Source organism: Acidovorax sp. GW101-3H11 (assembly GCF_001633105.1).
Taxonomy (GTDB): domain Bacteria; phylum Pseudomonadota; class Gammaproteobacteria; order Burkholderiales; family Burkholderiaceae_C; genus Acidovorax.
In genome coordinates this window covers 74420-101404 of record NZ_LUKZ01000003.1, presented here as the reverse complement: position 1 = coordinate 101404, position 26985 = coordinate 74420, and the positions used below count along the sequence as shown (strand labels likewise).

At 68.2% G+C, this 26985-nt stretch carries 24 protein-coding genes and 2 tRNA genes; 18 read left to right on the top strand and 8 right to left on the bottom strand.

The features are described from left to right. The first annotated feature begins 68 nt into the window (after positions 1–68). Positions 69–1616, top strand: a complete 1548-nt coding sequence (locus A1D30_RS04030; RefSeq protein ID WP_063459504.1) for an NAD(P)H-hydrate dehydratase — start codon at positions 69–71, stop codon at positions 1614–1616. A 6-nt stretch (positions 1617–1622) separates the two neighbouring features. Here the strand turns inward: A1D30_RS04030 and A1D30_RS04025 are convergent, their stop codons facing one another. Beyond that, on the bottom strand, positions 1623–2372 hold the full coding sequence (locus A1D30_RS04025; RefSeq protein ID WP_063459503.1) for an AraC family transcriptional regulator: 750 nt from the start codon (positions 2370–2372) through the stop codon (positions 1623–1625). Between the two features lie 107 nt (positions 2373–2479). On the opposite strand from A1D30_RS04025, the gene A1D30_RS04020 reads away from it, so the two are divergent. Continuing rightward, the gene (locus tag A1D30_RS04020) at positions 2480–3475 is read left to right on the top strand and encodes an alpha/beta fold hydrolase (protein WP_063459502.1); all 996 of its coding nucleotides are present in this window, start codon (positions 2480–2482) and stop codon (positions 3473–3475) included. A 93-nt stretch (positions 3476–3568) separates the two neighbouring features. Here A1D30_RS04020 and rnr read toward each other — a convergent pair whose 3' ends face one another. Next, positions 3569–5902 carry a ribonuclease R gene (rnr, locus tag A1D30_RS04015; protein WP_063459501.1) on the bottom strand — a complete coding sequence of 778 codons (2334 nt, stop codon included), beginning with the start codon at positions 5900–5902 and terminating at the stop codon, positions 3569–3571. A gap of 19 nt (positions 5903–5921) precedes the next feature. Here rnr and A1D30_RS04010 point away from each other — a divergent pair. The 4 genes from A1D30_RS04010 (at position 5922) to A1D30_RS03995 (ending at position 7442) form a co-directional block, all read left to right on the top strand. Continuing rightward, positions 5922–6006 (top strand) — tRNA-Leu (locus A1D30_RS04010). Between the two features lie 267 nt (positions 6007–6273). Then, a tRNA-Leu gene (locus tag A1D30_RS04005) sits at positions 6274–6358 on the top strand. 369 nt (positions 6359–6727) lie between these two features. Next, positions 6728–6913, top strand: coding sequence for a hypothetical protein (locus A1D30_RS04000; protein ID WP_063459633.1), 186 nt, complete (start codon positions 6728–6730; stop codon positions 6911–6913). A 151-nt stretch (positions 6914–7064) separates the two neighbouring features. Then, entirely contained in the window at positions 7065–7442 is a 378-nt protein-coding gene (locus tag A1D30_RS03995) for a hypothetical protein (RefSeq protein ID WP_242421780.1), read from the top strand. 16 nt (positions 7443–7458) lie between these two features. On the opposite strand, the gene A1D30_RS03990 is transcribed toward A1D30_RS03995, so the two are convergent. The 4 genes from A1D30_RS03990 to A1D30_RS03975 all read right to left on the bottom strand — a co-directional run bounded on the left by A1D30_RS03990 (position 7459) and on the right by A1D30_RS03975 (position 10586). Then, positions 7459–8148, bottom strand: a complete 690-nt coding sequence (locus A1D30_RS03990; protein WP_242421779.1) for a hypothetical protein — start codon at positions 8146–8148, stop codon at positions 7459–7461. Continuing rightward, positions 8145–9152: an MlaD family protein gene (locus A1D30_RS03985; RefSeq protein ID WP_063459500.1), complete on the bottom strand. Its 1008-nt coding sequence runs from the start codon at positions 9150–9152 to the stop codon at positions 8145–8147. The genes A1D30_RS03990 and A1D30_RS03985 overlap by 4 nt, the downstream gene beginning before the upstream one ends. A 22-nt stretch (positions 9153–9174) precedes the next feature. Further along, positions 9175–9975 (bottom strand): ABC transporter permease, encoded by an 801-nt coding sequence (locus tag A1D30_RS03980; protein ID WP_063459630.1) that lies wholly within the window; start codon positions 9973–9975, stop codon positions 9175–9177. A 146-nt stretch (positions 9976–10121) separates the two neighbouring features. Then, positions 10122–10586, bottom strand: a complete 465-nt coding sequence (locus A1D30_RS03975; RefSeq protein WP_063459629.1) for a Cd(II)/Pb(II)-responsive transcriptional regulator — start codon at positions 10584–10586, stop codon at positions 10122–10124. 74 nt (positions 10587–10660) lie between these two features. Between A1D30_RS03975 and A1D30_RS03970 the strand changes: the two genes are divergently transcribed. The 3 genes from A1D30_RS03970 (at position 10661) to A1D30_RS03960 (ending at position 13030) form a co-directional block, all read left to right on the top strand. Then, positions 10661–11332, top strand: coding sequence for a cation transporter (locus tag A1D30_RS03970; protein ID WP_199865922.1), 672 nt, complete (start codon positions 10661–10663; stop codon positions 11330–11332). 26 nt (positions 11333–11358) lie between these two features. Then, positions 11359–12246 (top strand): DUF3703 domain-containing protein, encoded by an 888-nt coding sequence (locus A1D30_RS26355; protein WP_242421778.1) that lies wholly within the window; start codon positions 11359–11361, stop codon positions 12244–12246. Positions 12247–12385: 139 nt separating this feature from the next. Then, a complete protein-coding gene (locus A1D30_RS03960; protein ID WP_063459499.1) occupies positions 12386–13030 on the top strand; it encodes a YitT family protein in 645 nt (214 codons plus the stop codon). A 43-nt stretch (positions 13031–13073) separates the two neighbouring features. Here the strand turns inward: A1D30_RS03960 and A1D30_RS03955 are convergent, their stop codons facing one another. Beyond that, positions 13074–16631, bottom strand: a complete 3558-nt coding sequence (locus tag A1D30_RS03955) for an EAL domain-containing protein (protein ID WP_242421777.1) — start codon at positions 16629–16631, stop codon at positions 13074–13076. Between the two features lie 231 nt (positions 16632–16862). On the opposite strand from A1D30_RS03955, the gene A1D30_RS03950 reads away from it, so the two are divergent. From A1D30_RS03950 to A1D30_RS03910, 9 genes are all read left to right on the top strand, one after another. Beyond that, positions 16863–17402 carry a hypothetical protein gene (locus A1D30_RS03950; RefSeq protein ID WP_131798416.1) on the top strand — a complete coding sequence of 180 codons (540 nt, stop codon included), beginning with the start codon at positions 16863–16865 and terminating at the stop codon, positions 17400–17402. Between the two features lie 99 nt (positions 17403–17501). After that, on the top strand, positions 17502–17966 hold the full coding sequence (locus tag A1D30_RS03945) for a hypothetical protein (protein ID WP_131798415.1): 465 nt from the start codon (positions 17502–17504) through the stop codon (positions 17964–17966). Continuing rightward, on the top strand, positions 17963–19390 hold the full coding sequence (locus A1D30_RS03940) for a TolC family protein (protein ID WP_063459495.1): 1428 nt from the start codon (positions 17963–17965) through the stop codon (positions 19388–19390). The genes A1D30_RS03945 and A1D30_RS03940 overlap by 4 nt, the downstream gene beginning before the upstream one ends. Before the next feature lie 3 nt (positions 19391–19393). Continuing rightward, entirely contained in the window at positions 19394–20776 is a 1383-nt protein-coding gene (locus A1D30_RS03935; RefSeq protein WP_063459494.1) for a copper oxidase, read from the top strand. A gap of 13 nt (positions 20777–20789) precedes the next feature. Further along, entirely contained in the window at positions 20790–21287 is a 498-nt protein-coding gene (locus A1D30_RS03930) for a cupredoxin family protein (RefSeq protein ID WP_063459493.1), read from the top strand. 29 nt (positions 21288–21316) lie between these two features. Further along, on the top strand, positions 21317–21835 hold the full coding sequence (locus A1D30_RS03925; protein ID WP_063459492.1) for a DUF411 domain-containing protein: 519 nt from the start codon (positions 21317–21319) through the stop codon (positions 21833–21835). After that, on the top strand, positions 21832–22197 hold the full coding sequence (locus A1D30_RS03920) for a copper-binding protein (RefSeq protein ID WP_063459491.1): 366 nt from the start codon (positions 21832–21834) through the stop codon (positions 22195–22197). The genes A1D30_RS03925 and A1D30_RS03920 overlap by 4 nt, the downstream gene beginning before the upstream one ends. A 77-nt stretch (positions 22198–22274) precedes the next feature. Then, a complete protein-coding gene (locus A1D30_RS03915) occupies positions 22275–23282 on the top strand; it encodes a P1 family peptidase (RefSeq protein ID WP_063459490.1) in 1008 nt (335 codons plus the stop codon). Between the two features lie 279 nt (positions 23283–23561). Beyond that, positions 23562–25151 (top strand): methyl-accepting chemotaxis protein, encoded by a 1590-nt coding sequence (locus A1D30_RS03910; RefSeq protein WP_063459489.1) that lies wholly within the window; start codon positions 23562–23564, stop codon positions 25149–25151. Positions 25152–25209: 58 nt separating this feature from the next. Here the strand turns inward: A1D30_RS03910 and A1D30_RS03905 are convergent, their stop codons facing one another. Next, on the bottom strand, positions 25210–26778 hold the full coding sequence (locus tag A1D30_RS03905; RefSeq protein ID WP_063459488.1) for an EAL domain-containing protein: 1569 nt from the start codon (positions 26776–26778) through the stop codon (positions 25210–25212). Positions 26779–26985 lie beyond the last annotated feature (207 nt).

Here is a 26985-nt window from a genome sequence, read left to right as displayed (position 1 = left end):
TCGCCCCCGGGGTGGCGACGCACAATGGCAGGCGCACGGCATGGCGCCGTGCAGCACCTGCCGCCACCATGCACCGCATCACCCCCCACCAACCCCACCCGCTGTTCCACACCGCTGCCACCCGCCGCATCGAGCAGGCGGCGGCCGCCACCCTGCCCGCGCACACCCTGATGCAGCGCGCGGGCCTGGCCGTAGGGCAGCTGGCCCAGGCCCTGGCGCCCCACGCGCGCACGGTCTGGATTGCCTGCGGCCCCGGCAACAACGGCGGCGACGGGCTGGAGGCCGCCATGCACCTGCAGCGCCAAGGCCGCAACGTGGTGGTGACGTGGCTAGGCCACCCTGACAAGGCCCCGCCGGACGCCAAGGCGTCATGGCAACGCGCGCAGGCGGCTGGCGTGGTATGGACCGACGCCCCGCCCGCCGACCTGGGCCCGCAGGACCTGCGCATTGACGCGCTGCTGGGCATTGGCGTGTCTTCATCGCCCCACGCCCCCATCCGCGTGCCCGATGCGCGGCTGCTGGCCTGCCTACACGCCCTGCAACACAGCCCGGCGCCCGTGCTGGCGGTGGACCTGCCCAGCGGGCTGGATGCCAACACCGGCCAGTTCGCAGCGGGCTTTGCACCCCAGACTGCGCCACACCACCATGCCCACATGGCCCGCAGCCCCCACACACCAGGCCCGGCACGCCACACGCTGAGTTTGCTCACCCTCAAGCCCGGCCTGTTCACCGCCGCCGGGCGCGACGCTGCGGGCCAGGTGTGGTGGGACGACCTGGGCACCCACCCCGGGCATGAGGCACCCACGGCCTGGCTCTGCGGCCCGCCATTGCCAGCGCCACGCGCCCATGCCAGCCACAAGGGCAGCTTTGGCGACGTGGCCGTGGTGGGTGGCGAGGGCTTGGCAGCACGCGGCATGGGCATGGCGGGTGCGGCGCTGCTGGCCGCGTCGGCCGCCCTGCACAGCGGCGCGGGCCGGGTGCTGGTGGCACTGCTCGACAACGGATACCAGCAGCTCGATGTGCAGCAGCCCGAGCTGATGTTCCGCCGCTTCGATGCGCTGGCACTGGAGCAGCTCACCGTGGTCTGCGGCTGCGGCGGCGGCCAGGCCATTGCCGCCGTGCTGCCCAAGGTCATCACCCGCGCGGCCCGCCTGGTGCTGGATGCCGACGCGCTCAACACCATCGCCACCGAAGCCGCCTTGCACGCACTGGTGGTGGCACGGGGCCAGCATGGACAACCCACGGTCATCACCCCCCACCCGCTGGAGGCCGCGCGCCTGCTGGGCCTGACCACCGCCGAAGTCCAGGCCGACCGGCTGGAGGCCGCGCAACAACTCGCTGACCAATTCAACTGCGTGGCTGTGCTCAAGGGTTCGGGCACCGTGATTGCCGCCCCCGACCGCGTCCCCGCCATCAACCCCACCGGCAATGCGCGGCTGGCCACGGCGGGCACGGGCGATGTGCTGGCGGGCATGGTGGGCGCGCACCTGGCCGCCGGTGCCAGCGCCCTGCGCGCTGCGAGCGAAGCGGTGTACCAGCACGGCCAGGCGGCGGATGCGTGGCCAGCGGGCCGGGCCCTCACCGCCAGTGCGCTGGCACGGTGTGTGGGCGGGTGATGGGAGTCAATCCAACAGCGTGACCTGCTTGAGCGGCTTGAGCACACTCGACGGCGTCATGCCAAAGGTCTGGCGGAACATGCGGCTGAAATGCGCCGAGTCCGCAAAGTCCCCATGCAGCGCCGCATCCGTCAGGCGCGGGCTGACCGCCAGCCCCGCCATGGCCAGCCGCACCTGCGACCACACGCGGTAGCTGCGCAGGCTCACGCCCATTTCGGCGCGGAACAAATGGTTGAAGCGCGAGGCCGACAGCTGCACGCCGGACGCCAACCCAGCCCGCGCCAGGCGCCCCTGCTCCTGCTGCGGGCGGCGCAGGGCGTGCAGGCTGTGGGCCACGCGCGGGTCCAGCGGGGGCGCCGCCTGCAGCAGGTGGCGGTGCAGCAGGGCCGGTAGATCGAAGGCGCGCAGATGGTCTTCCATGGCCGCACGCGCCCCCACCGGCGCCGCCACATCCAGCAGCACGCCACCCTGCCGCTGGAACACGCTGCGCAGGCTGCGCGCCTCTGGCGAATCCGGTTCCAGGTACACCAGCGCCACCACTTCGCCACAGGGGTCGAACAGATGCTCCACCCCGGCATCCACCAGCGCGCTGTGACAGGTTTCCACCAGCCCTGCACCCCAATGCAAAGCAAACCGGCCCGAGAGCCCCATCAGCAGCACGGGCGACGCATGGCAATGCCAGCCCGTGGCCGGGATCTCGCCCACATACAGCGCGCGGTCAGCGCCCAGCGTCAGGGTGTTCGTGCGCTGCGGCATAGCCCAAACCTACAAGTCTTGCGGCACGGTTCTCGGTAGCCTTGCACGGCGCTCGCGAGCCCCAGCGCAGCGCCACGGTACCCCTTTGTTTTTTTGGAGACTGGTTCTTGAAACGCATTGCCTTCTTTTCTGTTGCCGCCGCACTCGCCCTGGGCGGCGTGGGCCTCTACTACGGCGCCCCGTCGCTGCTGAAGGAGCCCCTGCTCCACCTCAACCGCAGCCTCTCGGGCATGGAAGAAAAAACCACCACCGCGGCGCTGCACACCATCCACTACCTGGACAGCGGGGCGCCCTCCCAGCCGGCGCCCACAAACCCAGACACTACGCCCCTGGTGCTGCTGCACGGCATTTTTGCGGAGAAGGACCATTGGGTGGATTTTGCGCGCCCCCTCACCGCCCAGTACCGGGTGGTTGCCCCAGACTTCCCCGGTTTTGGCGAGAGCACGCGGCTGGACGACCAGCCCTATGACTACGCCGCGCACACCCAGCGCCTGGGCGCGCTGCTGGACGCCCTGGGCATCGAAAAAGCCCACCTCGCGGGCAACTCCATGGGCGGCACCATCGCCGCGCTGTTTGCGCTGCAACACCCCGAGCACGTGGCCAGCGTGGCCTTCATCGGCGCGCCCCATGGCATCCACTCGCCCAAGCCCAGCACCATGGACCGCCTCATCGACGCCGGGCAGCGCCCGCTGGTCGCCCACGACGCCGCCACCTTCAGCGCCATGATGGATCTGGTGTTTGAAAAGCGCCCCTTTCTGCCCTACCCCATCCTGCACGCCACCGAGCAGGCGGCGCTGGGCAACGCTGCGTCGAACACCCGCCTGTGGGATGCCCAGCTCAAGGACCGCTACCTGCTGGAGCAACGGCTGGGCGGCCTGCAGCAGCACCCCGTGCTCGCGCTGTGGGGCGACAGCGACCGCGTGTTCGACCGCTCGGGCCTGTTGCCCTTGCAAAAGCTGTTGCCCCAGGCACAGCTGGAAGCCCTGCCCGGTGTCGGCCACCTGCCCATGATGGAAGCGCCCGCCGACACGGCGCAGCGGTATGCGCGTTTTCTGGAGGGCCTTGCCCCGTCCAGCGCGCTGGCATCCCAGAAAATCCAATAAAAATAGCCGCTACCGCCCGTCTATCAAGCGGTAGCAGCTATCAATTAATGAGCAATCTGATGCAACCACCAGCGCCCAGGGGTTCGTGAGCGGTCAGCCCCGGCGCGGCTTGCGCGCCTTGCCCTTGCTGGACTTGCCCGCCACCGCTTTCTTGACCGAAGCCTTCAGCGACTGTATGGGCGAACGCGCCGCACGCTCGCGGGTCAGGCCCGCCTTTTCGGTGGCCGACATCGCAGCGCCTTTGTCTGCCTTGCGGCCGCCTGAGCGGCCACTGGCTTTGCGCGCGCCACCGCCTGCCCCGTCAGCGCCAACGCCCTTGTCCTTGAGAGCGCGGCCCAGCAGCTCTTCGCCCTCACGCACCAGGCGGAAGTCGATCTTGCGGCCGTCCAGATCGACGCGGCTCACCTGCACCCGCACGCGGGCGCCGATGGCATAACGAATGCCGGTGCGCTCGCCGCGCAGCTCCTGGCGCGCTTCGTCGAACTTGAAGTATTCGCCGCCCAGCTCGGTGATGTGCACCAGGCCTTCGACGTACATCGCGTCCAGCGTCACGAAGATGCCGAAGCTGGTCGCAGCACTGACCACGCCGCTGTATTCCTCGCCCAGGTGCTCGCGCATGTACTTGCACTTGAGCCAGGCTTCCACGTCGCGGCTGGCCTCGTCGGCGCGGCGTTCGTTGGCACTGCAGTGCAGGCCGGCGGCCTCCCAGGCCTGGGTCTCACGGCTGGGCGGCTTCACGTCCTTGCGCGGCTTGGTGCCAGGCGCGGCCACGCGCGCAGCCAAGCGCTTGGCCAGCTTGGCATGCGCCTCGCCCGGTGTGGGCAGCGCGGGCAGCTTGTACTGCGTCTTGTTCAGGATGGCCTTGATGACCCGGTGCACCAGCAGGTCGGGGTAGCGACGGATGGGACTGGTGAAGTGGGTATACGCATCGAACGCCAAGCCAAAGTGCCCGCTGTTGGTGGGCGTGTAGATGGCCTGCTGCATGGAGCGCAGCAGCATGGTGTGGATCTGCTGCGCGTCGGGCCGGTCTTTGGTGGCCGTGGCAATCGCCTGGAAGTCGCCCGGCTTGGGGTCGTCGCCAATGCTCATGCCCACGGCCATGGCCTTGAGGTAGTTGCGCAGGATCTCCTGCTTCTCGGGCGTGGGGCCTTCGTGCACACGGAACAGGCCGGGCTGGCCGCCCTGCGCGATGAAGTCAGCGCTGCACACGTTGGCGGCCAGCATGGCCTCTTCGATGAGCTTGTGCGCATCGTTGCGGGTGCGCGGCACGATCTTCTCGATGCGGCCGTTTTCGTCGCAGACGATTTGCGTCTCCGTCGTTTCAAAGTCCACCGCGCCGCGCGCCTGGCGTGCAATGAGCAGCGCGCGGTACACGTCGTGCAGGTTGAGCAGGTCCTTGACGCGGTCCTTGCGCTTGCTGGCCTCCGGGCCGCGCGTGTTGGCCAGGATGGCCGCGACTTCGGTGTATGTGAAGCGTGCGTGGCTGTGCATCACGGCCGGGTAGAACTGGTACGCATGCACCTCGCCCTTGGCCGTGACCAGCATGTCGCAAACCATGCACAGGCGTTCCACGTCGGGATTCAGGGAACAGAGCCCGTTGCTGAGCTTCTCCGGCAGCATGGGGATCACGCGGCGCGGGAAGTACACGCTGGTGGCGCGGTCGTACGCATCGATGTCGATGGCACTGCCGGTCTCCACGTAGTGGCTCACGTCGGCAATGGCCACCAGCAGGCGCCAGCCCTTGCTGCGGCCCACCTTGGCGGGCTCGCAGTACACGGCATCGTCGAAGTCGCGCGCGTCTTCGCCGTCGATGGTGACCAGGGGCACGTCGGTCAGGTCCACGCGGCGCTTCTTGTCTTGCGCGCGCACCTTGTCGGGCAGCTCCTTGGCCTGGGCCAGGCACTCGGCCGAGAACTCGTGCGGCACGCCGTACTTGCGCACGGCGATCTCGATCTCCATGCCGGGGTCGTCCACCTCGCCCAGCACTTCGGTGATGCGGCCCACGGGCTGGCCGAACAGTGCTGGCGGCTCGGTCAGTTCAACGACGACGACCTGCCCAGGTTTCGCGGCGCCCGTAGCGCCCTTGGGGATCAATACATCCTGGCCGTAGCGCTTGTCTTCTGGCGCCACCAGCCACACGCCGCTCTCCTGCAGCAGTCGGCCGATGATGGGCTGGGGCGGGCGTTCGATGATTTCAGCCACGCGGCCTTCGGGGCGGCCACGGCGATCCTGGCGCACGATGCGCACGCGCACACGGTCCTTGTGCAGCACGGCGCGCATTTCGTTGGGGGGAATAAAGATGTCGCCTTCGCCATCGTCGCGGATGACAAAACCGTGTCCATCACGGTGCCCCTGCACGCTGCCTTCAATTTCCTGAGACAAATGCGCAACGGGTTGCGCGCCGGGGGTGGTTTTTTTGTTATACAATCTGAGTCTTTCCTGAAATGCCCAGGTGGCGGAATTGGTAGACGCACTAGTTTCAGGTACTAGCGAGTAACATCGTGGAGGTTCGAGTCCTCTCCTGGGCACCAAGTTTAACGAGAACCGGAGACGGTTTTCAAAATATCAAAGCCGCTGCACACACAGCGGCTTTTTTATTTTTCAAACGACCTGCGCACGCTAACCACATGCGCGCATCAGGCAGGCCGCACCGACCGAACCCACCGCCGCCTCGTGCACACACCATCCGGCCACCACGCTGCACGATGGCCAAAGGCTGCCGCGCACAATTTTCAGAAAAATGAGCAATTTGGCTGGAGCCCCAAAAAAACGCTATATAATTCGAAGCTGATCTGAAAGCCCAGGTGGCGGAATTGGTAGACGCACTAGTTTCAGGTACTAGCGAGTAACATCGTGGAGGTTCGAGTCCTCTCCTGGGCACCAAATACGAAGCCTGCAAGTTGCAAAACTTGCAGGCTTTTTCTTTGCCTGTCTCGCCCCAAAAACACGCTTGAGCCTCGGCCCCGATGTGCTCAACTCACAAGACGCGGATCACACAGGATCTTCGGCTCTTGAGCCATCCCGGTGGTCACCGCATTGCCAGCCCCGCCCCATCGCCTGCGCCAGTCGTGTCGGCTTCGCAAAGAAGGCAACCAGCCGTAACAGCCTGCCTGTGGCGCCCAGATATCGCTCTTGTCTTACAGACGGAACTGCGGCACCTTGTTGAAATCCTATCCGGCAGCCATTGAGGCTGTCTGGGCGGTCATTGAGACGCCCACCCCTTTTTTGTCTCTTGATGACGAGGACTTCATCATGAAACGCCATCCCCTCCCACCTGGCACACGCGCCGTTGCAGCCTTTCTGGGCACCGTGGTGCTGGCCGTGCTGGCGGCAGTCACCGTGCTGATGCCCGACGTGGCCGTGCAGTCGGTGGATTCGATGCTGCACCTGCCTGCCGGGCTGGACGAAATTTTGTCCAGCGGCTTTGTGAGCCACTGAGCCACCAAACCCCTTGCGACTTGGGTATCGCGCCCGACGCGCGGGCGTGTGGGTCAAAACAGCAACACCGTAGCAAAAACGATAGCATCAGAGTACCATTCGGCGCTGCACACCTTGATTTTTGGGTGGCATTCAGGAATGGAGGACGATCGTGAACCCACGTTTTCGAATCCCTGCAGACATTCTTCGCTCACTTTTCACCGCCCATCCTTGGGCAGCCCTGGCGCTCTTGGGCGTGCTTGCAGGCTGCTCCAGCCCCCGCGATGGCGCCCTGGAGGAATTCTCGCGATGGCATGACAACGCGCAGGCCCAGGCCCAGGCGGGTGCGCTCAGCTGGAGCGAGCTGTACAAACAAAGCTTTGACCGACTCACGGCCCTGCCACCGTCGCTGCAGCAAGACACGCGGCTGGAAAACACGGTGCTGCTGCTGTCCATGGCGCGCAAGTTCGAAGCCAACGAGATCAGCGCCCAGCAATTTGCCGCAGAGCGCAGCGACATCGAAAGCCAGCTCCAGGCGCGCCTGCGCTGAACCAGCGCGCCGCCGCCTACTTCACCCGGGCCGCGCCCTGCTCCACGATGCCCACACGGCGGCGCAGTGCGGCGGCGGCTTCTGCATCCCCGGCTGCCTCGGCCCGCTGCACCTGAAGTAACAACCAGGCCAGCAGCGGCCTGCGCCAGCCTTGGGCGGATGCCGTGTCTGTTGCGGCGGCCATCACAGCGGGGCTGGCGCGCCCGGTCTGGAACAACACCCCGGCAGCCACCAGACGCGAGAGCGGATCTTCGATGCCCGCCAGCGTGGCGGCGTCACCCGAGGCGGCCACCTTGCGCTGCGCCTCGGGCAACAAAGGCAGCTGTTGTGGCGACACCCGGCCGGCCAGATAGTCGGCATACGCCCACTCGGGCGCAGCAGCATCCGGGCGCAGCGCTTCAAACCGGTCACATGGCGCCACCACCAGGCTGGCCACCTGCGCAGCGCAGCGCATCAGCTCCAGCCGCGCCACCAAATCAGCACGGCCGGTGCGGGCCACTTCGGCGCGGGCCCGGTCCCACTCCAGTTGCTCGACGCGCGCATTGCCCGACAGATAGGCCTCGGTGGCCTTGGTGGCGGCTGCCTGGGCGTTCATCTGCCAGTCGGGCACCGGGGGTTTGCTGGAGCAGGCCACCAGCAACAAGGCGCAGCTGACAACAGCGAACCGCACCGGCGCCCGCAGACGGGGCATGGCGAATGGCTTCATGGCAGTTTCAGCTCCGTGTCGCGCGCAAAAGGCCATTTGCGGTTGATCTCGTTGACCAGGCTCTCCACCTTGCGCAGGTTGCTTTCCACCTCGGCACGCAAAGCCCCGAGGTCGTTGGTGGCCTCGCGGGCGTTGGCGCCAACGGCCTGGGCTTCGGCCAGCACGGCGTCCACCTTTTTGACGCTGGCGCGGGTGTCGGCCAGAAGGCCATTGAGCTGCGCCACGGCCGCGCGCACTTCGGGCACCAGCGCGTCCTTGCTGCCGTCGCTGCCCAGCACCTGCCGGTCGGCCCGCGCGGCCATGCCATCGAGCCGCGCCAGCAGCGTGTTGGTGCGCTCCAGCGTGGCGATGATTTTTTTAGCATCAGTCTCGTTGCCCATCAGCACACCCAGCGCGCCCCCGGGGCCGTTGAGGCGATCGGTGAGGGTTTTCACATTGGCGAGGCTGCTGCCCAGCGCGGCGTCCGGCGAGGTCAGCGCATTGAGGTTGGTGAGCAACTCGCGCGCGGTGGCCATGAGCTGGGGGATCTCGGCCGTGGCATCGCCGCGCAGCACGGGGCGCACGGCGCCGTCGGGCAGCGGGTCGTCGGTGAGGATGCCGGAGTACGCCCGGATGTTGGTGCCGCCCACCAGCCCCCGCACCAGCGTGAACACGCTGGATGCACGCAGCCAGTGCGCGTCCTTGCGGGGTACATCGATCAGGATGCGGGCATTGCCGCTGTCGGCCAGTTCGATGCGGCGCACCCGGCCGATGGGGAAGCCCGAGAACGTCATGTCCATGCCTACCACCACGCCTTCGGAATCGTCGGCCGTGAGGACCAGGGTCTGGGTGGGCTCGAACGCCCCCCGCGCATACAGCAGGTACAGGCCCGAGCCCACGATGAGCGCCAATGTGAACAGCAGCAGCGCGGCAGCCTTCAGCTCCAGGTGGGCCACGGGGCGCAGGGTTTCGACGGGTGGCACACCATCGGCTGCGGTGGGGGGCGTGGGGATGGGGTCGTTCATCGATGCGGGTAGAGCAAACCAGTCAGTAATAGTTGCCCATGAGCGAGGCGGTCTCGATCAGCAGCAGCACGGCAAACATGCGGGCCAGGCCGCCCAGCTCCGAGTCGGGCTGGGTGTGCTCGCCGCTGTCGTACAGGCCTGCGGCCATGGGGATCAGCGCCACGGCCAGGCTGAAGAACAGGGTCTTGAGCACAAACACCATGGTCACGCTGGGCGAGAACACCTGGCCAAACATGCGCGTGTAGCCAGACAGCCCGGCCATGTTGAAACCATACACGCCCAGGTAGGCCAGCACCAGCGCCACCACGCAGCTGAGCGCAGCCAGCGTGACGCAGGCAAACACCCCGGCAATCACACGCGGCAGCAGCTCGATGCGCACCGGGTCGGAGCCCTGGCTGCGCAGCGCATCAAACCACCCCGCCTGCCGCAGGCGCGACAGCTGGGCGCCATTGGGGATGGTGCAGCGCATGGCCACAAACAGGGCTGCGGTGAGCGGGATCAGCTCCAGCACCAGCACGCGGATCACCATCTCCAGCGCGTAGCGCGACAGCCCGTAGCTCAGCGCCGTGACCACCACGATGCGCGTGAGCACCAGGCTGATGAGCGCCGCCAGCACCGTAAAGCCCAGCAGCACCGGCGCCGTATCCAGGTACAGGTGCCGGGCCAGTGCGCGGCGTGTGCCCTTGCCGTAGCTGGACGGCGACAACACCAGCACCAGCACCACGGCGCCCAGATACAGAATGCGCCACCAGGCCACCGCCCAGCGCCGCGCCGTGTTCCACACACGTTCGGGCAGGGAGAGGCCGGGCAGGCGCGAGATCATGGCCGAATCATAGCGGCGGCTTGCGGGTGGGCGCATGGCACGCCTGCAGGCACAGGGATACAAGCTTTTTTGGGCTCTCCCGCCTGATGGTCATGCCTTTATAGCTACCAAAATAATAGCAAACCACATCACCAGGAAACATGCCCTCACACATGGCGCTTGCCCAGGCCTGCCGGGGTGGGCAGGGCCGCCTGCTGCGCATCGGCGCGCTCGTGCAGGGCTTCGATGATGTGGCAGGTGGCGTCCGAGCCGTCGCAGCGGCTGCGCAGCGCGAGCAGGTCGGATTCCAGCGCCTGCAGCTCGGCCAGGCGGGTGCGCACATGCTGCAGGTGGGCATCCAGCGTGTCGCGCGCGGCGTCGCAATCGGCCTTGCGGCCCCAGTCCAGCGCCAGCAGGGTTCGCACTTCGTCCAGCGACATGTCCATGGCCCGGCACAGGCGGATGAAGCGCAGCTGGTGCACATCGGCGCCGCTGTACAGGCGGTAGCTGTTGCCCTCGCGTGCACCGGGGGGGAGGAGACCCTCTTTTTCGTAGTAGCGGATGTTGGCGGCCGACACCCCGGACTGCTGGGCGGCCTCGCCGATGCGGAACTGCGCGGTATTGGGGTGCATGGGCTTGACCTTCAAGTGACTTCAAGGTTTCCAATCATGCCATCGACCTCAAAAACTGCCAGGAGAAGAAACCCATGTCTGCCCATTGCCATCACGACCACCATGACCACAGCGCCCCTGGCCACAGCCATGGCGCGCCCGCTGGCGCGGACCCGCGCTACCGCCGCATCCTGTGGATTGCGCTCATCGTCAACGCCGCGATGTTTGTGCTGGAGCTGGGCGCGGGTCTGCGCTCGGGCTCGGCCTCGCTGCTGGCAGATGCCATCGATTTTCTGGGCGACGCGGCCAACTACGGCCTGTCGCTGTGGGTGTTGGCCATGGCCCTCCGCTGGCGCGCCCGCGCTGCCCTGGTCAAGGGCGCCAGCATGCTGGCCTTTGGCGTGTTTGTGATCGGCCGCGTGGCCTGGGGCGCGTGGCAGGGCATTCCGCCCGAGCCCTTCACCATGGGCAGCGTGGGCCTGCTGGCGCTGGCCGCCAACCTGGGCGTGGCGGCGCTGCTGTATGCGTATCGCGAGGGCGACGCCAACATGCGCGGCGTGTGGCTGTGCACCCGCAACGACGCGCTGGGCAACCTGGCCGTGATGGGCGCGGCCCTGGGCGTGCTGGGTACAGGCACCGTGTGGCCCGACCTGGTGGTGGCCGCCATCATGGCGGGCCTGGCCATCAGCGGGGGCTGGAGCGTGGTCCGCCATGCCCGGCAGGAGCTGGCCAGCACTGCCGCAGGCGCACCACTGCAGGGGCACTGAGCCATGCGCGTGCACCTGTCCACCCCTTGAATGCGCCGCCCGACTGGGTGGCGGCGCAGCTGCAAAGCACCGCCGTGTTCCGCCACATCACCGCGCCGCTGGTACGGTTCAAGCGCCCGGGCGGCACGCCCTGGCCCGCCCACTGGTCCCCCGGCGACCTGCGCGTGCAGATGTGGCTGCTGGGCCTGCTGCCCATGGGCCCGCAAACCGTGCGCATCTCCATCGAGGCGCCCGCGCAGGCCGGTGGCTGGCCCACGCTGCGCGACAACGGCGAGGGTGCGCTGATGCGGCGCTGGGACCACCGCATCACCCTGCAGGCGCTGCCCGACGGCCGCACGCTGTACACCGACGACATCGAGGTTGTGGCCCGCCACCTGCCCTGGTTGATGACACCGCTGAGCGCGGCCTTTGCCCAGCTGTTTTACCGGCACCGCCAGCGGCGCTGGCGCCAGCTGGCCGCACAGCGCGGGGCAAGCGCCACCACCCCGCCCTGGCAGCAACAGGCCGCGTTCGACCACCTGCTCGCCGCCTTCGCCCGCGATGCAGGTGCACCACCCACGACGCGCTGGCACTGGCTGGAGGCCGCCCATGTGCTAGGGCAGACCACGCTGTCGCTGCACTGGCGCTCGCACACCGCCATGCTGCGCTATGCACTGCAGCTGCGCGACCCGCGCGAGGCGGCGGGCCAGTTGCTGCGGCTGGCGCTGGTGCCGCTGGGCCATGCGCTGGCACGGCTGCCCATGGGCAACATCGGCCGCGCGCGGGTGAGTGCGTTCGCGCCCATGGCGCCCCGGCCGGAGATCACCCAGCTGATCGACGAAGCGCTGGCCGCCACGGCAGTTGGTGAAAATTTGGATAAAAAGTGGCCTCTGCGCACGACCAGCTTGCCAAAGCAGCTATCAAATGAGGAGTAAACCCGTGCCACAACGGGGCCCCCACCCCACCGCGATCAGCGCCCGGCACGGCGCCAGAACTTGACGCGCGACAAGCCAGGCATGGGGCTTGCGTGCTCCAATTCGGCGCACGCACTCCTCCAGCCTTTCCTTATTGCCCATGTCCAGCTCCCCCGCAGCCCCTGCCCCGTCCACCCCCGCCGCACCGGTGGTGGTGCCCCACAGCCTCACGGAAGACGCCGTGGCCATCTTCACCGGGGTGCTGCTGATTTCGGTGGGGGTGGCGTTTTTCACCAGCGCGGGGTTGCTCACCGGGGGCACGGCGGGGCTGGCGTTTTTGCTGCACTACGCCACGGGCATCGGCTTCGGCAAGATCTTCTTTGTGCTCAACCTGCCGTTTTACTGGCTCGCGCTGCGCAAGCTGGGGCGGGCGTTCACCGTCAAGACCTTCATCGCGGTGCTGCTGCTGTCGCTGCTGACCGAGCTGCAGTCGCAGTTCCTGCAGTTTGCGCAACTGCAGCCGCTGTATGCGGCCATTGCGGGCGGGCTGATCACGGGCACGGGCTTCCTCGTGCTGTTCCGCCACCGCTGCAGCCTGGGCGGTGTGGGCATTGCCGCGCTGTACCTGCAAGACCGCTACGGCTGGCGCGCGGGCAAGGTGCAGATGGCTGTGGACTGCTGCATCGTGCTGCTGGCGCTGTGGACGGTGGAGCCCCTGCGCGTGGCCTGGTCCATTGCGGGCGCCGTGGCGCTCAACCTGGTGCTGGCCATGAACCACCGGCCGGGGCGCTACATGGCGGTGTAGCCCCGGGCCAAGGGCGGTTGAGCGCTCTACAAAAACACGCCTTTTACGTTGACACCTGCCAGCCCAGCCCGCTGTGCAGGCGCTGCTCCAGCACCTCGATGGGCACGGGGCGGCTGAACAGGTAGCCCTGCCACAGCGTGCAGCCATGCTGCTCGAGAAACGCGCGCTGCGCCTCGGTCTCCACGCCCTCGGCAATCACGTCAATGCCCAGACTCTGCGCCATGCCGATGATGGTCTGCACGATGAGAGCATCCGTGTGCTGGATGCCGATGTTGCGCACAAAACTCTGGTCGATCTTGAGCTGGTCGAGCGGCAGCCGCGTGAGGTAGGACAGGGACGACTGCCCCGTGCCGAAGTCGTCCATCGAAAACCCCAGGCCCAGCGCACGCAGGGTATTCATCTTGGCGATGGTGTCGTCCACGTTGTCCAGCGCCAGGCTTTCGGTCAGCTCCAGCTTCAGGCGGTCGGGCCGCGCGCCGGTCTGGCGCAGCACCGTCACCACCTGCTCGATGAAGTCGTCCTGGTGGAACTGGCGCGCGCTCACGTTCACGGCCAGTTGCAGCTCGGCAGTGGCGGGGTGGTCCTGCCAGCGGCGCAGCTGCGTGCAGGCGGTCTGCAGCACCCACAGGCCCATGGGCAGGATCAGGCCGGTTTCTTCGGCCAGGGGGATGAACTCGAACGGCGACACCATGCCGCGCGTGGGGTGGTTCCAGCGGATCAGCGCCTCGGCCCCCACCACGCGGGTGCCGCAACCCACCTGGGTCTGGTAGTGCAGCGTGAACTGGCCCTGCTCCACGGCCGTGCGCAGGTCGTTCTCCAGCGTTGCGCGGGCCGTGACGGCGGCCTGCATGCGCGGGTCGAAAAAGCGGATGCTATTGCGCCCGGCGGTCTTGGCCGCATACATGGCCAGGTCTGCGTGTTTGACCACATCCTCCACCGTCTGCCCCTGGCCCCGAAACAGCACCGCGCCCACGCTGGTGGTGCTGTGCACATGGTGCGATGCCAGCTGGTACGGCTGGTTGAGCGCGGCCAGTATCTTCTCGCCCACGGTCTGCGCCTGCTCGGCCGCATCGGTGGCCTGGGCGCCCAGGTCTTCCAGCAGCACCAGAAATTCATCACCGCCCAGGCGCGCCACGGTGTCGCCTTCACGCACACAGCGGGTCAGGCGCTCGGCCACCTGCTGCAGCAGCACGTCGCCCATATCGTGGCCCAGGGTGTCGTTCAGGGTCTTGAAGTGGTCCAGGTCCAGGCATAACAGGGCCCCTTGCAGACCGGCGCGGGCGCTGGTGGCAAACGCCTGCTGCAGCCGGTCCATCATCAGGCGGCGGTTGGGCAGGTGCGTGAGCGGATCGTAGAACGCCAGGTGCTCGATCTCGCGCGCGGCGGCGGCGCGCTGGGTGATGTCGCTGAGCGTGGCCACGTAATGGGTCAGCGCCCCGTGGCGGTCCGTCACGGCGGTGATGGCCATGGAGTGCAGGTTCACCTCGCCGCTCTTGCAGCGGTTCCACAGCTCGCCCTTCCACTCGCCCGCACTGGCCAGGCTGGCCCACATGGCGTCGAAGAAGGCTTTGTCGTGGTGGCCCGAGGCCAGCAGGCGGGTGGGCTGGCCCACCACCTCGTTGGCGCTGTAGCCGGTGATGCGGCTGAAGGCGCGGTTGGTGCGCAGGATGCGGGTGTCGGCATCGGTGACGACCATGCCCTCCTGCGACTCGAACGCGATGGCGGCAATGCGCAGTTCGTTTTCGTCGCGCTTGCGGGCGGTGATGTCCTTGCCCACGCCCCGGTAGCCACAAAACATGCCGTCTGCATCGAACACCGGCGTGCCGCTGATGGACACCCAGTATGAGTGGCCCTGCCGGTCGTGGCGCTCGAACTCGAAGTCGCGGAACTCCTGGTGGCGCTCCAGCAGCGCGCGGTGCTCTTCCCACAGCGCATCGCTCATGCCCGGCGCGGCCAGCTCCCAGCGCGTCTTGCCCATGTGCAGCGCGGCCTCCTGCACCAGCCGGTCATCGGCGCGGCCTTCCACATGCGTGAGGCGAAACTGCGCATCCTGCTCCCAGTACCAGTCGGACGACAGCGCCGTGAGGGTGCGAAAACGCGCCTCGTTGTCCTCCAGCTTGCGGCGCACGCGGTAGGACTCGCTCACATCGCTGAACACCAGCACCACGCCCACGATCTGGCCCTGGGGGTTGCGGATGGGGGCAGCGCTGTCGGCGATCTGGTACTCGGCCCCGTGGCGCGCGAGCAAGGTGGTGTGGTTGCTCAGCGCCACCACCTGGCCTTTGTCCATCACCTGCTGCACCGGGTCCACCTGCGGTTCGCGCGTGCCGGCGTTGACGATGCGGAACACATCGGCCAGTGGCTGGCCCAGGGCCTGCGCCAGCGGCCAGCCGGTCAAGCGCTCGGCCACCGCATTCATGCGGGTGATGCGGCCCTGCGCATCGGTGGCCACCACGGCGTCGCCGATGGAGTGCAGGGTGATGGCCAGGTTCTCCTCGCTCTGGCGCAGCTCGGCCTCGGCGTTCTGGCGGGTCAGCGCCATGCGGTCGAAGCGGCGGCCCAGCTCGGTCAGCTCCTGCAGCCCCGTGGCGGGCGTGCGCGACACATAACGCCCCTCGGCCAACTCGTCGGTGGCGTGCAGCAGGCGCTGCAGGGGCCGCACCACGCCACGCTGCACGCCCACCTGGGCCACCACCACCGACACCAACAGCCCGGCCAGCAGGAAGGCCATCTCGGTCCACATGCGCTGGTTGGCGGCGGCATACAGGTTCTCCAGCGGCACCGCGAGGCTCATGGTGGCCACGGGTTTGCCGCCCGCTTCGATCAGGGGCTGGAACACCACCAGCTCGGGGGCGCCGTCGGCACGCGTGCGCAGGCGCTGGCCCTGCGGGGTTTGCAGCACCATCGCGCGGAACTCGCCATCGGCAAACGGGGCACCCAGCTCGCTGGCTTCGGGCGGGTAGCGGGCCAGCACGCGGCCATCGGGGTCTGACACCCGTGCCACCGCCCCATCGGGCAGGCCCAGGTCGGTGAGCCGCAGGCTCCACCACTCCAGCGACACCACGGCCACGGCGGCGCCCACCACGTCCTGCGTGCCCGCCGGGATCACCGGGTAGGCAAAGTTGACGCTGGCCACCTGGGCAGCGCGGTCCACCTGAAAGCTGCCCACGGCAAAGTCGCGGCCGGTGATGGTCTGCTGAAAATACGGGCGGTTGGCCACATTGACCGGCGCCTTCAGCGGGCGGGCATTGCACAGCAGATCGCCGTCCGCACGCGGCACACCGATGTTCACGTAGGTGGTGTTGAGCGACAGCACCTCGGCCAGGTAACGACCGCACTCGGGCGCTGCGGGGTCGCGCACCTGCGGCATGGCCGCCAGTTGCTGCAGAAACTGCCGCGTGTTCTGGATCAGGCGCTGCTGGGTGCCCGCCACCGAATGCAGCGTCTGCAGCGCGCGTGCTTCTGCCGCCGCAATCGCGTCGGCGCGGTGGGCCCGGGCCTGGTAGACGACCAGCAGCACCGCTGGCAGCGTGGCCCACAGCACCAGCCAGCGGATGCGCGCGGGCAAGGTGCTCCACATTCCTGCAACCCAGGGGGACATACCGACCTTTCTGTGCAAGACAAGGAAAGAAGGCTGGTGCGCGGGCCCGCCGCACAGGCCACAACCCGTGGGCCGCACCCCGCAGCGGACATGTTTTGTTGCATGTTAGCGCCCACCGCCCTGGCCGTCCTCCCTCGTTTGCCCGGGTCGCCCACCCGGCAGCGCAGCCCCCGGGAGGGAAAGAACCTGCGCCCAGGGGAACCAACCCTTTGCGCGCCGTATCATTCACGGATGCGTCGCGGCCTCTCCCTTTTGCTGATGGTGGTGCTGGTCCTGCGGGGCCTCACCGGCACCGCCATGGCCGCCGGGGTCTTGCCCCCGCTGCAGTCCCCCCCCGCACCGCACAGCCACATCCAGGCTGATACCGCCCGTGCCGCCCCCCACACACCGGCCGAGGCCCATCAGCCCCCCTCTGCCACCCATGGCGCACATGGCGCACATGGCGCACATGGCTCACACCACGGCAGCCCCCCGCCCCCCGAGAGCCCGGCCACAGAGCCCGAAGCCGATCACGATTACCACGATCACGACCACGCCTTGGCGGCCCCTGCCGCCGATGTGACCGCCTGCGATGGCGCCAGCACCGGCTGCGCGGCCCACGACCACCACGCCAGCGCCTGTTCGGCCTGTGACATCTGCCATTCGGCCATGCTGGACGTGCCTGCAGCGCTGACCCCGGCGCACCAGCCTGCCGGCCCCCTGCGCGCCCTGGGCGCCGCGCCATTTGACAGTGCCCCGGCAGCACTGACCATCAAACCCCCCATCGCCTGATCTCCGACGCCCGAAGTGCGTCTGCACCGCCGGTCCGCCCCACCTGGGGCGCACCGGTTGCAGCGCATTGCCTGTTTTTCTCGCTGTCTGGAGATCGCCATGCGCGCCCTTTTTTACCCCCCTTACCGCCCGACCCCACGCCTGCGGCCACCCCGCACCCGACTGGCCTGTCTTGCCCTGCTTGCACCGCTGTTCACCCCTTGGGTCGCGGTGCCCACCGCCTTTGCCCAAAGCCCCCACGCTGCCGCCCTGGCGGCCGCCCCCGGTGCGGCCACGGCGCCACTGATTCATCCCGCACCCCCAACCCCCACCGCCCTGGCCGAGCTGCCCACGGGGCAGGCGTGGCAGGACGCCCACCACGCGGTCGGCCAGTTCCCGCGCGGCCACGCTGACATCGTGGTGTGGGAGAAGCGGCAGGGCACCGCGACCAACCCGCCCTCGTCATCGTCCTCGCCCCACCAGCACAGTGGCGCTGAAGCGGCCCCCGGTGCAGCCCGCAAGCCCATGCCCCCGCACCACCGCAGCCACCACGGCGACCAGCCCATGCACGGGGGCAAGCCATGATTCGCCTGCACCATCGCTTGCCCCTCCTCGCCACAGTCCTGGTGCTGGCGGGCTGCGCCAGCGTGTCGCCCGACGGCCTGCGCGGCGACGTGGCCGCACTCACCCAGGGCCGCACCGGCAGCCCCCACGCCGCTCTGCCCGCCGCCGAGCCCGCCGCCCGCGCCAAGGCGCAGCAGTCCATCGAAGGCTGGCTGGCCCACCCCCTCACGCAGGACGCGGCCGTGCGCATTGCGCTGCTGAACAACCCCGGCCTGCAGGCCCGGCTGGCCGCGCTGGGCGTGGCCGATGCCGAGCGAGTGCAGGCCATCACCCTGCCCAACCCACACCTGAGCCTGGGGCGCTTTGCCAACAGCCACGAGCGCGAGATCGAGCGCACCCTGGCCTTTGGCCTGCTCGAGCTCATCACCCTGCCCTGGCGTGCCGAGCGCCAGGCCGAGCGCCTGCAGATCGCCACGCTGCAAGCCGCGCAGGACGTGGTGCTGCTGGCCGCCGACACGCGCCGAGCCTGGCTGCGCGCCGTGGCGGCCGAACAGGTGGCCGCCACACACGAGCGCATGGTGGAAGCCGCCGAGGCCGGTGCCGAGCTGGCCCGCCGCATGGTGCAGGTGGGCAACTGGAGCCGCCTGCGGCAGGCCCGCGAACAGGCCGCGCTGCAAGAGGCCCGCAGCCAGCACGCCCGCGCCAGGCTGGCCGCCGCCACTGCGCGTGAGGAGCTCCACCGCCGCCTGGGCCTGTGGGGCGCGCAAACGCAATACCAGCTGGCCACCCAGCTGCCACCGCTGCCCGCCCGCGCCCTGCCCGCAGACGGCATCGAAACCACGGCTTTGCGCGAACGGCTGGATGTGCAGGCGGCCCGCCGCCAGCTCGACACCCAGGCCACGCGCCAGGGCTGGAGCCGTGCGGGCGCCGTGTTTGGCGACATCGGCATCGCCTACAACCGCAACACCAGCACCGAACGCGACACAGGGCACACCGATGTGAAACGCGGCTGGGAGCTGGAGCTGCCCCTGCCCCTGTTCGACTGGGGCGGCGCCGCACGCACCCGCGCCCAGGCCGAGGTGGAACAAACCGCCGCCCAGCTGCAGGACACCGCCGTGCGCGCCCGCAGCGAGGTGCGCGCTGCCTGGCTTACCTACCGCACCGCGCTGGACCTGGCGCGCCAGCAGCACAGCGAGGTGGTGCCGCTGCGCCAATTCATCGCAGACGAAACCACGCTGCGCTACAACGGCATGCTGGCCAGTGTGTGGGACATGCTGGCCGAAGCGCGCAACAGCACGCAGGCCGTGGCCAATGCCATCGAAGCGCAGCGCGACTTCTGGCTGGCAGAGACCGACCTGCAACTCGCACTGACGGGCACATCGCCCGGCGCCCTGCAGGGCCTCACCTCGGGCGCCGCCGCCTCCACCACCCCACAAGGCCACTGAACCATGAACCGCCGCAATTTCTTCTCCGGCGCGGCCACGGCCGTGGCCGCCGCTTCCGTCAGCCGCGTGGCCCTGGCCGCGCTGCCCGAGCCCGCGATGCAGTCGAGCGCCGACACCGCGCCGCCGCTGCACCCGCCCACGGGCCGCCCCTACAACCCCGTGGTCACCCTGAACGGCTGGACCGCCCCCTGGCGCATGAATGCCAGCGTCAAAGAGTTCCACCTGGTGGCTGAGCCCGTGGTGCGCGAGGTGGCGCCCGGCTTCATGGTCAACCTATGGGGGTACAACGGCCAGAGCCCCGGCCCCACCATCGAGGTGGTCGAGGGCGATCGCGTGCGCATCTTCGTCACCAACCGCCTGCCCGAGCACACGACCATCCACTGGCACGGCCAGCGCCTGCCCAACGGCATGGACGGCGTAGGCGGGCTCAACCAGCCGGGCATTGCGCCGGGCAAGACCTTTGTCTACGAGTTCGTGGCGCGCCGCCCCGGCACCTTCATGTACCACCCGCATGCCGACGAGATGGTGCAGATGGCCATGGGCATGATGGGCCTGTGGATCACCCACCCCAAGGGCAGCCACCCGCAGATTGCCACCGTGCAGCGCGACTACGCGTTTTTGCTCAACGCCTTCGATGTGGAGCCCGGCAGCATGACCCCCAAGGTCAACACCATGCTGGACCACAACATCTGGTGCTGGAACAGCCGCGTGTTCCCGGCCATCAGCCCGCTGGTGGCGCGCCAGGGCGAGCGCGTGCGCATCCGCGTGGGCAACCTCACCATGACCAACCACCCCATCCATATCCACGGCCATGAGTTCGAGGTGACCGGCACCGACGGCGGCCCCGTGCCGCGCAGCGCGCGCTGGCCCGAGGTGACCACCGATGTGGCCGTGGGCCAGATGCGGCAGATCGAGCTGATTGCCGACGAGCCCGGCGACTGGGCCCTGCACTGCCACAAGAGCCACCACACCATGGGCGCCATGGGGCACGACGTGCCCACCATGATCGGCGTTCAGCATGCAGGCCTGGTCGGCAAGATCCAGAAGATCGTGCCCGACTACATGGTGATGGGCGAGCGCGGTATGGCCGACATGGGTGCCATGGAGATGCCGCTGCCCGACAACACCTTTCCCATGATGACCGGCACCGGCCCCTATGGCCCGCTGGAGATGGGCGGCATGTTCACCACCTTCAAGGTGCGCGCCAGTCAGGCGGCGGGCGACTACCGCGACCCCGGCGACTACACCCAGCCAGCAGGCACGCAGGCCTACGAATGGCAGGGCGCACCCGCCAGCACACCCCGCCCCGCGCGCACCACCACGCCGGGCACCGCCCCCGGCGCCGCCAGCGCCCGCAAACCCGCCACCAGCGGCCACCAGCACTGAGACAGGACACACCATGAATACTATTAAATTGATAGCTGCTTGCGCTTTACTAGCGGGCGGAAACGCCTCTTTTGGCCATGAAAACATGCCCCACACGGCCCGCAACGCCCCGGTGGTGAAGGAACAAAAGCCTTGGGGCATTGCTGGCGACACCCAGGCCGTAGCCCGCACCATCACCATCCGCATGACGGACGACATGCGCTTCACGCCCCGTCACATCGAAGTGCGCGAAGGCGAGACCGTGCGGCTGCGCGCCGAGAACAAGGGCCAGGTGCTGCACGAGATCGTGATCGGTACCAAGCCCGAGCTGGATGCGCACGCCGAGATGATGGCCAAGCACCCCGGCATGGAACACGACGAGCCCTACATGGCCCATGTGGGCGCGGGCAAGAAGGGCGACATCGTGTGGCAGTTCAACCGCGCAGGCCAGTTCGACTTTGCCTGCCTCATCGCGGGCCACTACCAGGCGGGCATGACGGGCACCATCACTGTGCTGCCGCGCAAGCCATGAGCCGCAACCCGACTTTCTGGAGCCCCACCATGACGCAACCCTCTGCCTCCCGCGCCCAGCCCAGCCGCCGCCAATGGCTTGCCACCGCCCTGCCCCTCGCAGGCGCGGGCCTGGCCATCGCCCTGCTGCCCACCGCCCCACGTGCCGCAACACCCACGCCCGTCGAGGTCTGGAAAGACCCCAACTGCGGCTGCTGCCAGGACTGGGTGGACCACATGCAAGCCAACGGCTTTGCCGTGAAAGTGCACGCCACCGGCAACAACGCGGTGCGCGCCCGCCTGGGCCTGCCGCAAACGCTGGGGTCGTGCCACACCGCGCTGGTGGGCGGCTACCTGCTTGAAGGCCATGTGCCCGCCAGTGACGTGCGCAAGCTGCTGCAGCAAAAGCCCAAGGCGCTGGGCCTGGCGGTGCCCGGCATGCCCGTGGGCTCGCCGGGCATGGACGGCGCCGTGTATGGCGACCGGCGCGACCCCTACGACGTGCTGCTGGTGGCGCACGACGGCAGCACGCGCGTGTTCAACAGCTACAACAAGAAGGCATCGACATGAAGATTGCATTCCTCTCCATCCCGCTGGCGGCCAGCCTCGTCCTGCTGGCCGCAGGGCCCGCGCTGGCGCAAGCACCGGCCGCAACCGCATCGGACAGCCACAGCAGCCACCATGCCGCCCCACCCACGCCGCAGGGCGCGGAGTTGAGCGAAGGCGAAATCACCCGCTGGGACCCACGCACCCTGCGCGTCACGCTGAAGCACGGCGAGATCAAGAACCTGGAGATGCCGCCCATGACCATGGTGTTCCGCGTGGCGGATGCCAGCGTGCTGGGCGACTTGAAGCCCGGCGACAAGGTGCGCTTTCGGGCCGAACAGATCAGCGGGGCCTACCACGTCCAGCGGATCGAGAAAGCGCACTGAAGCGGCTCCACGCGCGGCACAGGGCCCCTGATGCTGCGCAAGTGCCGCACGGCGCCGGGGCACCATAATCAACGGCCATGAGTTCTCCACACGCACTGGCTGGCGACGTCGGCAGCATCACCCGCGTGGCCGGCATCGAGGTCGGCCACTTCACCGAAACCCGCCGCCCCACGGGCTGCACCGTCATCATCACCCGCGAGGGCGCCGTGGCCGGTGTGGACGTGCGGGGTGCCGCCCCCGGCACACGCGAGACGGACCTGCTGCACCCCTCCAACCTGGTGGATAAGGTGCACGCAATCATGCTCGCGGGCGGCAGCGCCTGGGGGCTGGACGCCGCCACCGGTGCGGTGCGGTGGCTCGAAGAGCGTGGCGTGGGTTTTGACGTGGCCGTGGGCCGCCTGCCCATCGTGCCCGCCGCCGTGCTGTTCGACCTGCTGGTGGGCGACATGCGCGTGCGCCCCGACGCCGCCGCAGGCTACGCCGCGTGCGAGGCGGCCACCACCGCCGACCCGGCCGAAGGCAATGTGGGCGCAGGCACGGGCGCGGCGCTGGGCAAGATTTTTGGCATCCAGCGGGCCATGAAAGGCGGCATCGGCACCGCGTCCGTCACCGTGGACGGCGTCACGGTGGGCGCCCTCATCGCCTGCAATGCGCTGGGCGATGTGATCGACCCCGACACCGCGCAAGTCATTGCCGGGGCCCGCACCGACGACGGCCTGCGCCTGCGCGACACACGCCGCGCCCTGCTGCGCGGCGACCCACCCCAGCCGCTGCTGGCGGGCACCAACACCACCATCGGCGTGGTCGCCACCGACGCAGTCATCACCAAGGTGCAGGCCCACCGCCTGGCCGTGGCCGCACACGACGGCCTGGCGCGCAGCATCAACCCGGTGCACACCATGTCCGACGGCGACACCCTCTTCAGCCTGGGCACGGGCCGCAGCGGCAAGAGCCTGGGCATGATGGTGCTGGCCACCATGGCGGCCGAAGCCACGGCCATCGCCACGGCCCGTGCGGCGCGGGCAGCCCGGGCCATCACCACGGCCGAAGGCCTGTACCTTCCCTCTGCAGCCGAACTGGGCTGAGGCCCACCGGGTGGCACTGGGCCACCCCGATGCGCTGAAAGCACTCCCGGCGCTCCAACGGCATCCAGAAACGCAACGCAGGGCATGCAAAACCCTGCCGTGCGCGGTCAAAAAAACCTTGACGGGACTGAAAAGCAGCCCAGCATCAAGGGCTGTGTCGCGCCGTGACGCCCCACGCTACTTGAACGCATGTGGCCACCTGCTCACAAGAGATTGAAAACATGGCGCTTTAGCCCACAAAAGCGCATCATCGTTATCACCAGCTGGAGGGCCCATTGCATGAATGTCCTGCAAAACCTGAGCATCAAGACGCGTCTTGGTATTGGCTATTTAGTTATCACCGGTGCCTTGATCCTGGTGGCCATCATGGGCCTGCATGGAGAAGCGCAGACGCAGGAGAGCCTGGACAACCAGGTCAATCACCTGAATGTGGTCAAAAGCCTGGGCAACCAAGTGCTGGATGCGGCCAATGCGCGGGCCATCTCGGCCCGCAACCTGATGATTGCCGGGTCGAAGGAAGATGCCGCCGCCGAACTCCGGCTCATCGGGGCGGCGCACGACGGCATGGGGCGGGCACTCAAGAGCGTGGAGGAAGCCCTCCAGGCGGCTCCACCCGAAACAACCCCTTTGCGCAGCCTGCTGGCACAGATCAAAGAGACGGAAGCCGCCTATGGGCCGATCGCGCTGGAGATCACGCGGCTGGGCAGCCAGGGCGAGAAGGACGTGGCGATCCAGAAGATCAACACGGAATGCCGCCCCCTGCTGGCCAAGCTGGTCGGCAACATCGACGCCTTTCTGGCCGAGAGTGACGCCATCAGCAAACGGGCCAACGAGCAGTCGGTGCGCCAGTTTGAATCACTGCGCCTGCAGCTGATTGTGCTGAGTGTGGCAATGGTGTTGTTTGCCTGCGTGCTGGGCATCGCCACCATGCGCTCTATCGTCCGGCCCCTGAGCGAGGCCAGTCGGGCCACGCAGGAGTTTGCGCGGGGCAACTTGGCCACGCCGCTGGTGGCGCAGGGCAAGGACGAAATCGCCACGGTGGTGGCTTCGATGGAGGCCATGCGCCAAAGCTTGTCGAACCTGGTGCCGGGGGTGCGCCAGGGGTCGGAGAGTGTTTCCACCGCCAGCGCCGAGATCGCGCAGGGCAACCAGAACCTGTCGATGCGCACCGAGCAGCAGGCCAGTGCGCTGCAGCAGACGGCGGCGTCGATGGAACAGCTGGGCTCGACCGTGAAGCAGAACGCAGACAACGCGGTCAATGCCAACCGGCTCGCGCATTCGGCCTCGACTGTCGCGCAGCAGGGGGGCGACGTGGTGGCCATGGTGGTGGCCACCATGAAGGACATCAACGACTCCAGCCGCAAGATCAACGACATCATCAGCGTGATCGACGGCATTGCGTTCCAGACCAACATCCTTGCGCTGAATGCCGCAGTGGAAGCCGCCCGCGCAGGCGAGCAGGGCCGGGGCTTTGCCGTGGTGGCCAGCGAGGTGCGCAACCTGGCCCAGCGCAGCGCCGCCGCCGCCAAGGAGATCAAGCAGCTGATCACCGAAAGCGTGGGCCGCGTGGAGCATGGCACCGCCCTGGTGGACAAGGCTGGCCAGACCATGACGGAGGTGGTGGCCAGCATCCGCAACGTGACGCACATCATGGGCGAGATCAGCGCTGCCAGCTCTGAACAGAGCGCGGGGGTCACGCAGGTGGGTGAAGCCGTCACGCTGATGGACCAGGCGACCCAGCAGAATGCGGCGCTGGTGGAGGAAATGGCCGCCGCCGCATCGAGCCTGCGCGGGCAGGCCGACGACCTCGTCAGTGCCGTGGCGGTCTTCCGGATTCACGGCAGCGGGTCGGCACTGCTGCTCAAGTGAGCACAAGCAGGCGCGGCTAAAAAACAACCGGCGCAGGGCTGCCTTGATTCGGGTGGCGCTACCGCTGGCGGGCGGCCGGGGCCGCGCGCAGCCCGGCCAGCAGTTCCACCAGGGGCATGGCACGGGCGAACTTCCAGCCCTGGGCCTGGCGCACGCCCCGCGCGATCAGGAAGTCCACCTGGTCCTGCGTCTCCACGCCCTCGGCAATCAACGCCAGCTTGAGCGTGTGGGCCATTTCGATGATGTGGGTGGTGACCGGGCTGATGGCGGCCTGCGCGCCGATGCTGGCGATGAAGATGCGGTCGATCTTGAGGGTGTCGATGTCGATGGACTCCAGCATGGACAGGCTGGAGTAGCCCGTGCCGAAATCATCCAGCGCAATCGACGCCCCGATCTGCCGCGCCGCCTGCAACGCGGGCCGTGCGGCCTCGATGTCCACCAGCCCCCGCTCGGTGACTTCGAGCATCAGCGCGCCCGCCGGAAACTCCATGGCGCTGAAGCGCCGCTGCAGGTACTGCACCGGCCCGTCGGCCACCAGGTCCTGCGGCGAGAGGTTCAGGCTCACATGAAAACCCGGGCTGGCCTTGAGCAGCTCAGGCAGGTCGGCCAGCACCATGTCCATCACGTAGCGTGTGATGGAAGCGATGACCCCGGCCTTCTCGGCTTCGGCAATGAACTCGTCGGGTGGCACCAGGGTGCCGTTGCGGCGGCGCCAGCGCAGCAGGGCTTCGGCCCCCACCCATTGGCCGGTCTGCAGATCGACGATGGGCTGGTAGAGGATGAAGAACTCGCGCCGACGCAGGGCCGCGCGCAGCCGCACGCGCGGCGACAGCTGCCACCGGGTGAGCATTGCCACACCCAGCGCAAACAGGGCGCTGGCCACCAGGCCCAACGGCGCCAGGATCAGCGCCTGGGCCCTGAGCCCGCCGTAGGCCTGTGCCTTGGGGGCTGCGGCAATGGCGGCGATGTTGTTGTCTTTCGACGCCCGGAAAACGATGTGGTGGGTGTCGCTTTCGACCTGGCTGCTGGCATGGGGGGTGTACAAAGCCAGCCACTGCGCATCCAGCGGGCCCTTGGACCGTATCAGCGCCTGCGGCGCGCTGATCAGCAGCCCCAGCGAAACATCGTCGTGAAGCACCGGCATGTCGATCACGATGCCGGGGTGGATGATCACCGCGTGGCCGTTGCGGGCGTAGATGTTGAAGGGCTGATCGGGCGCAAAAGGCAGGCGGGCACCAATCCAGCTGGCAATCCCGGTGGAGGTGACCATGTGGTTGCCGGTGAGTGGCACCAGGTCGCTGCCCTGGGTGAGCGTGCTGCAGACCAGGGTGCCATTCATCACCGAGCCCATGCCTTGCAGGTAGAACGAGGTGCCCACGAGCTGCTGCATGCGCGTGAGGCTGGCCTGGCTGCAGGGGGGGTGCGGGTCCCGGTCCAGCTCGTTGAGCGCGGCCACCAGCTGCTGGCGCGAGGCCACGCCGCGCCGCAGCGCCTCGTCCGCCAACGACGTCAGGTAGGTGATCTGATCGTCCTTGGCTTTGCGATGGGCCACCCACAATGAGGCCGCAATGGGGATCAGCGCCGCCAGCAGCAGTGGGATGGAGGCAACGACATAGAAGCGTTTCATCGGGCACGGCAGTGGTTGGGGGTGACACAGGCAGACACAGGCTTGCCTTGGCGCGGTGCCATCATGCACGAACCAGCGCCGCCGGGCCAACGGGATTTCAACCGATGGCGCGAACTACAACCGAACGCAATGGCTGCAGGCCATCCTATGATGCAGACAGCGGGTGGCGCCCCGCGGCGAGCTCTGCAAGCCCCCGCCCCTTATCGC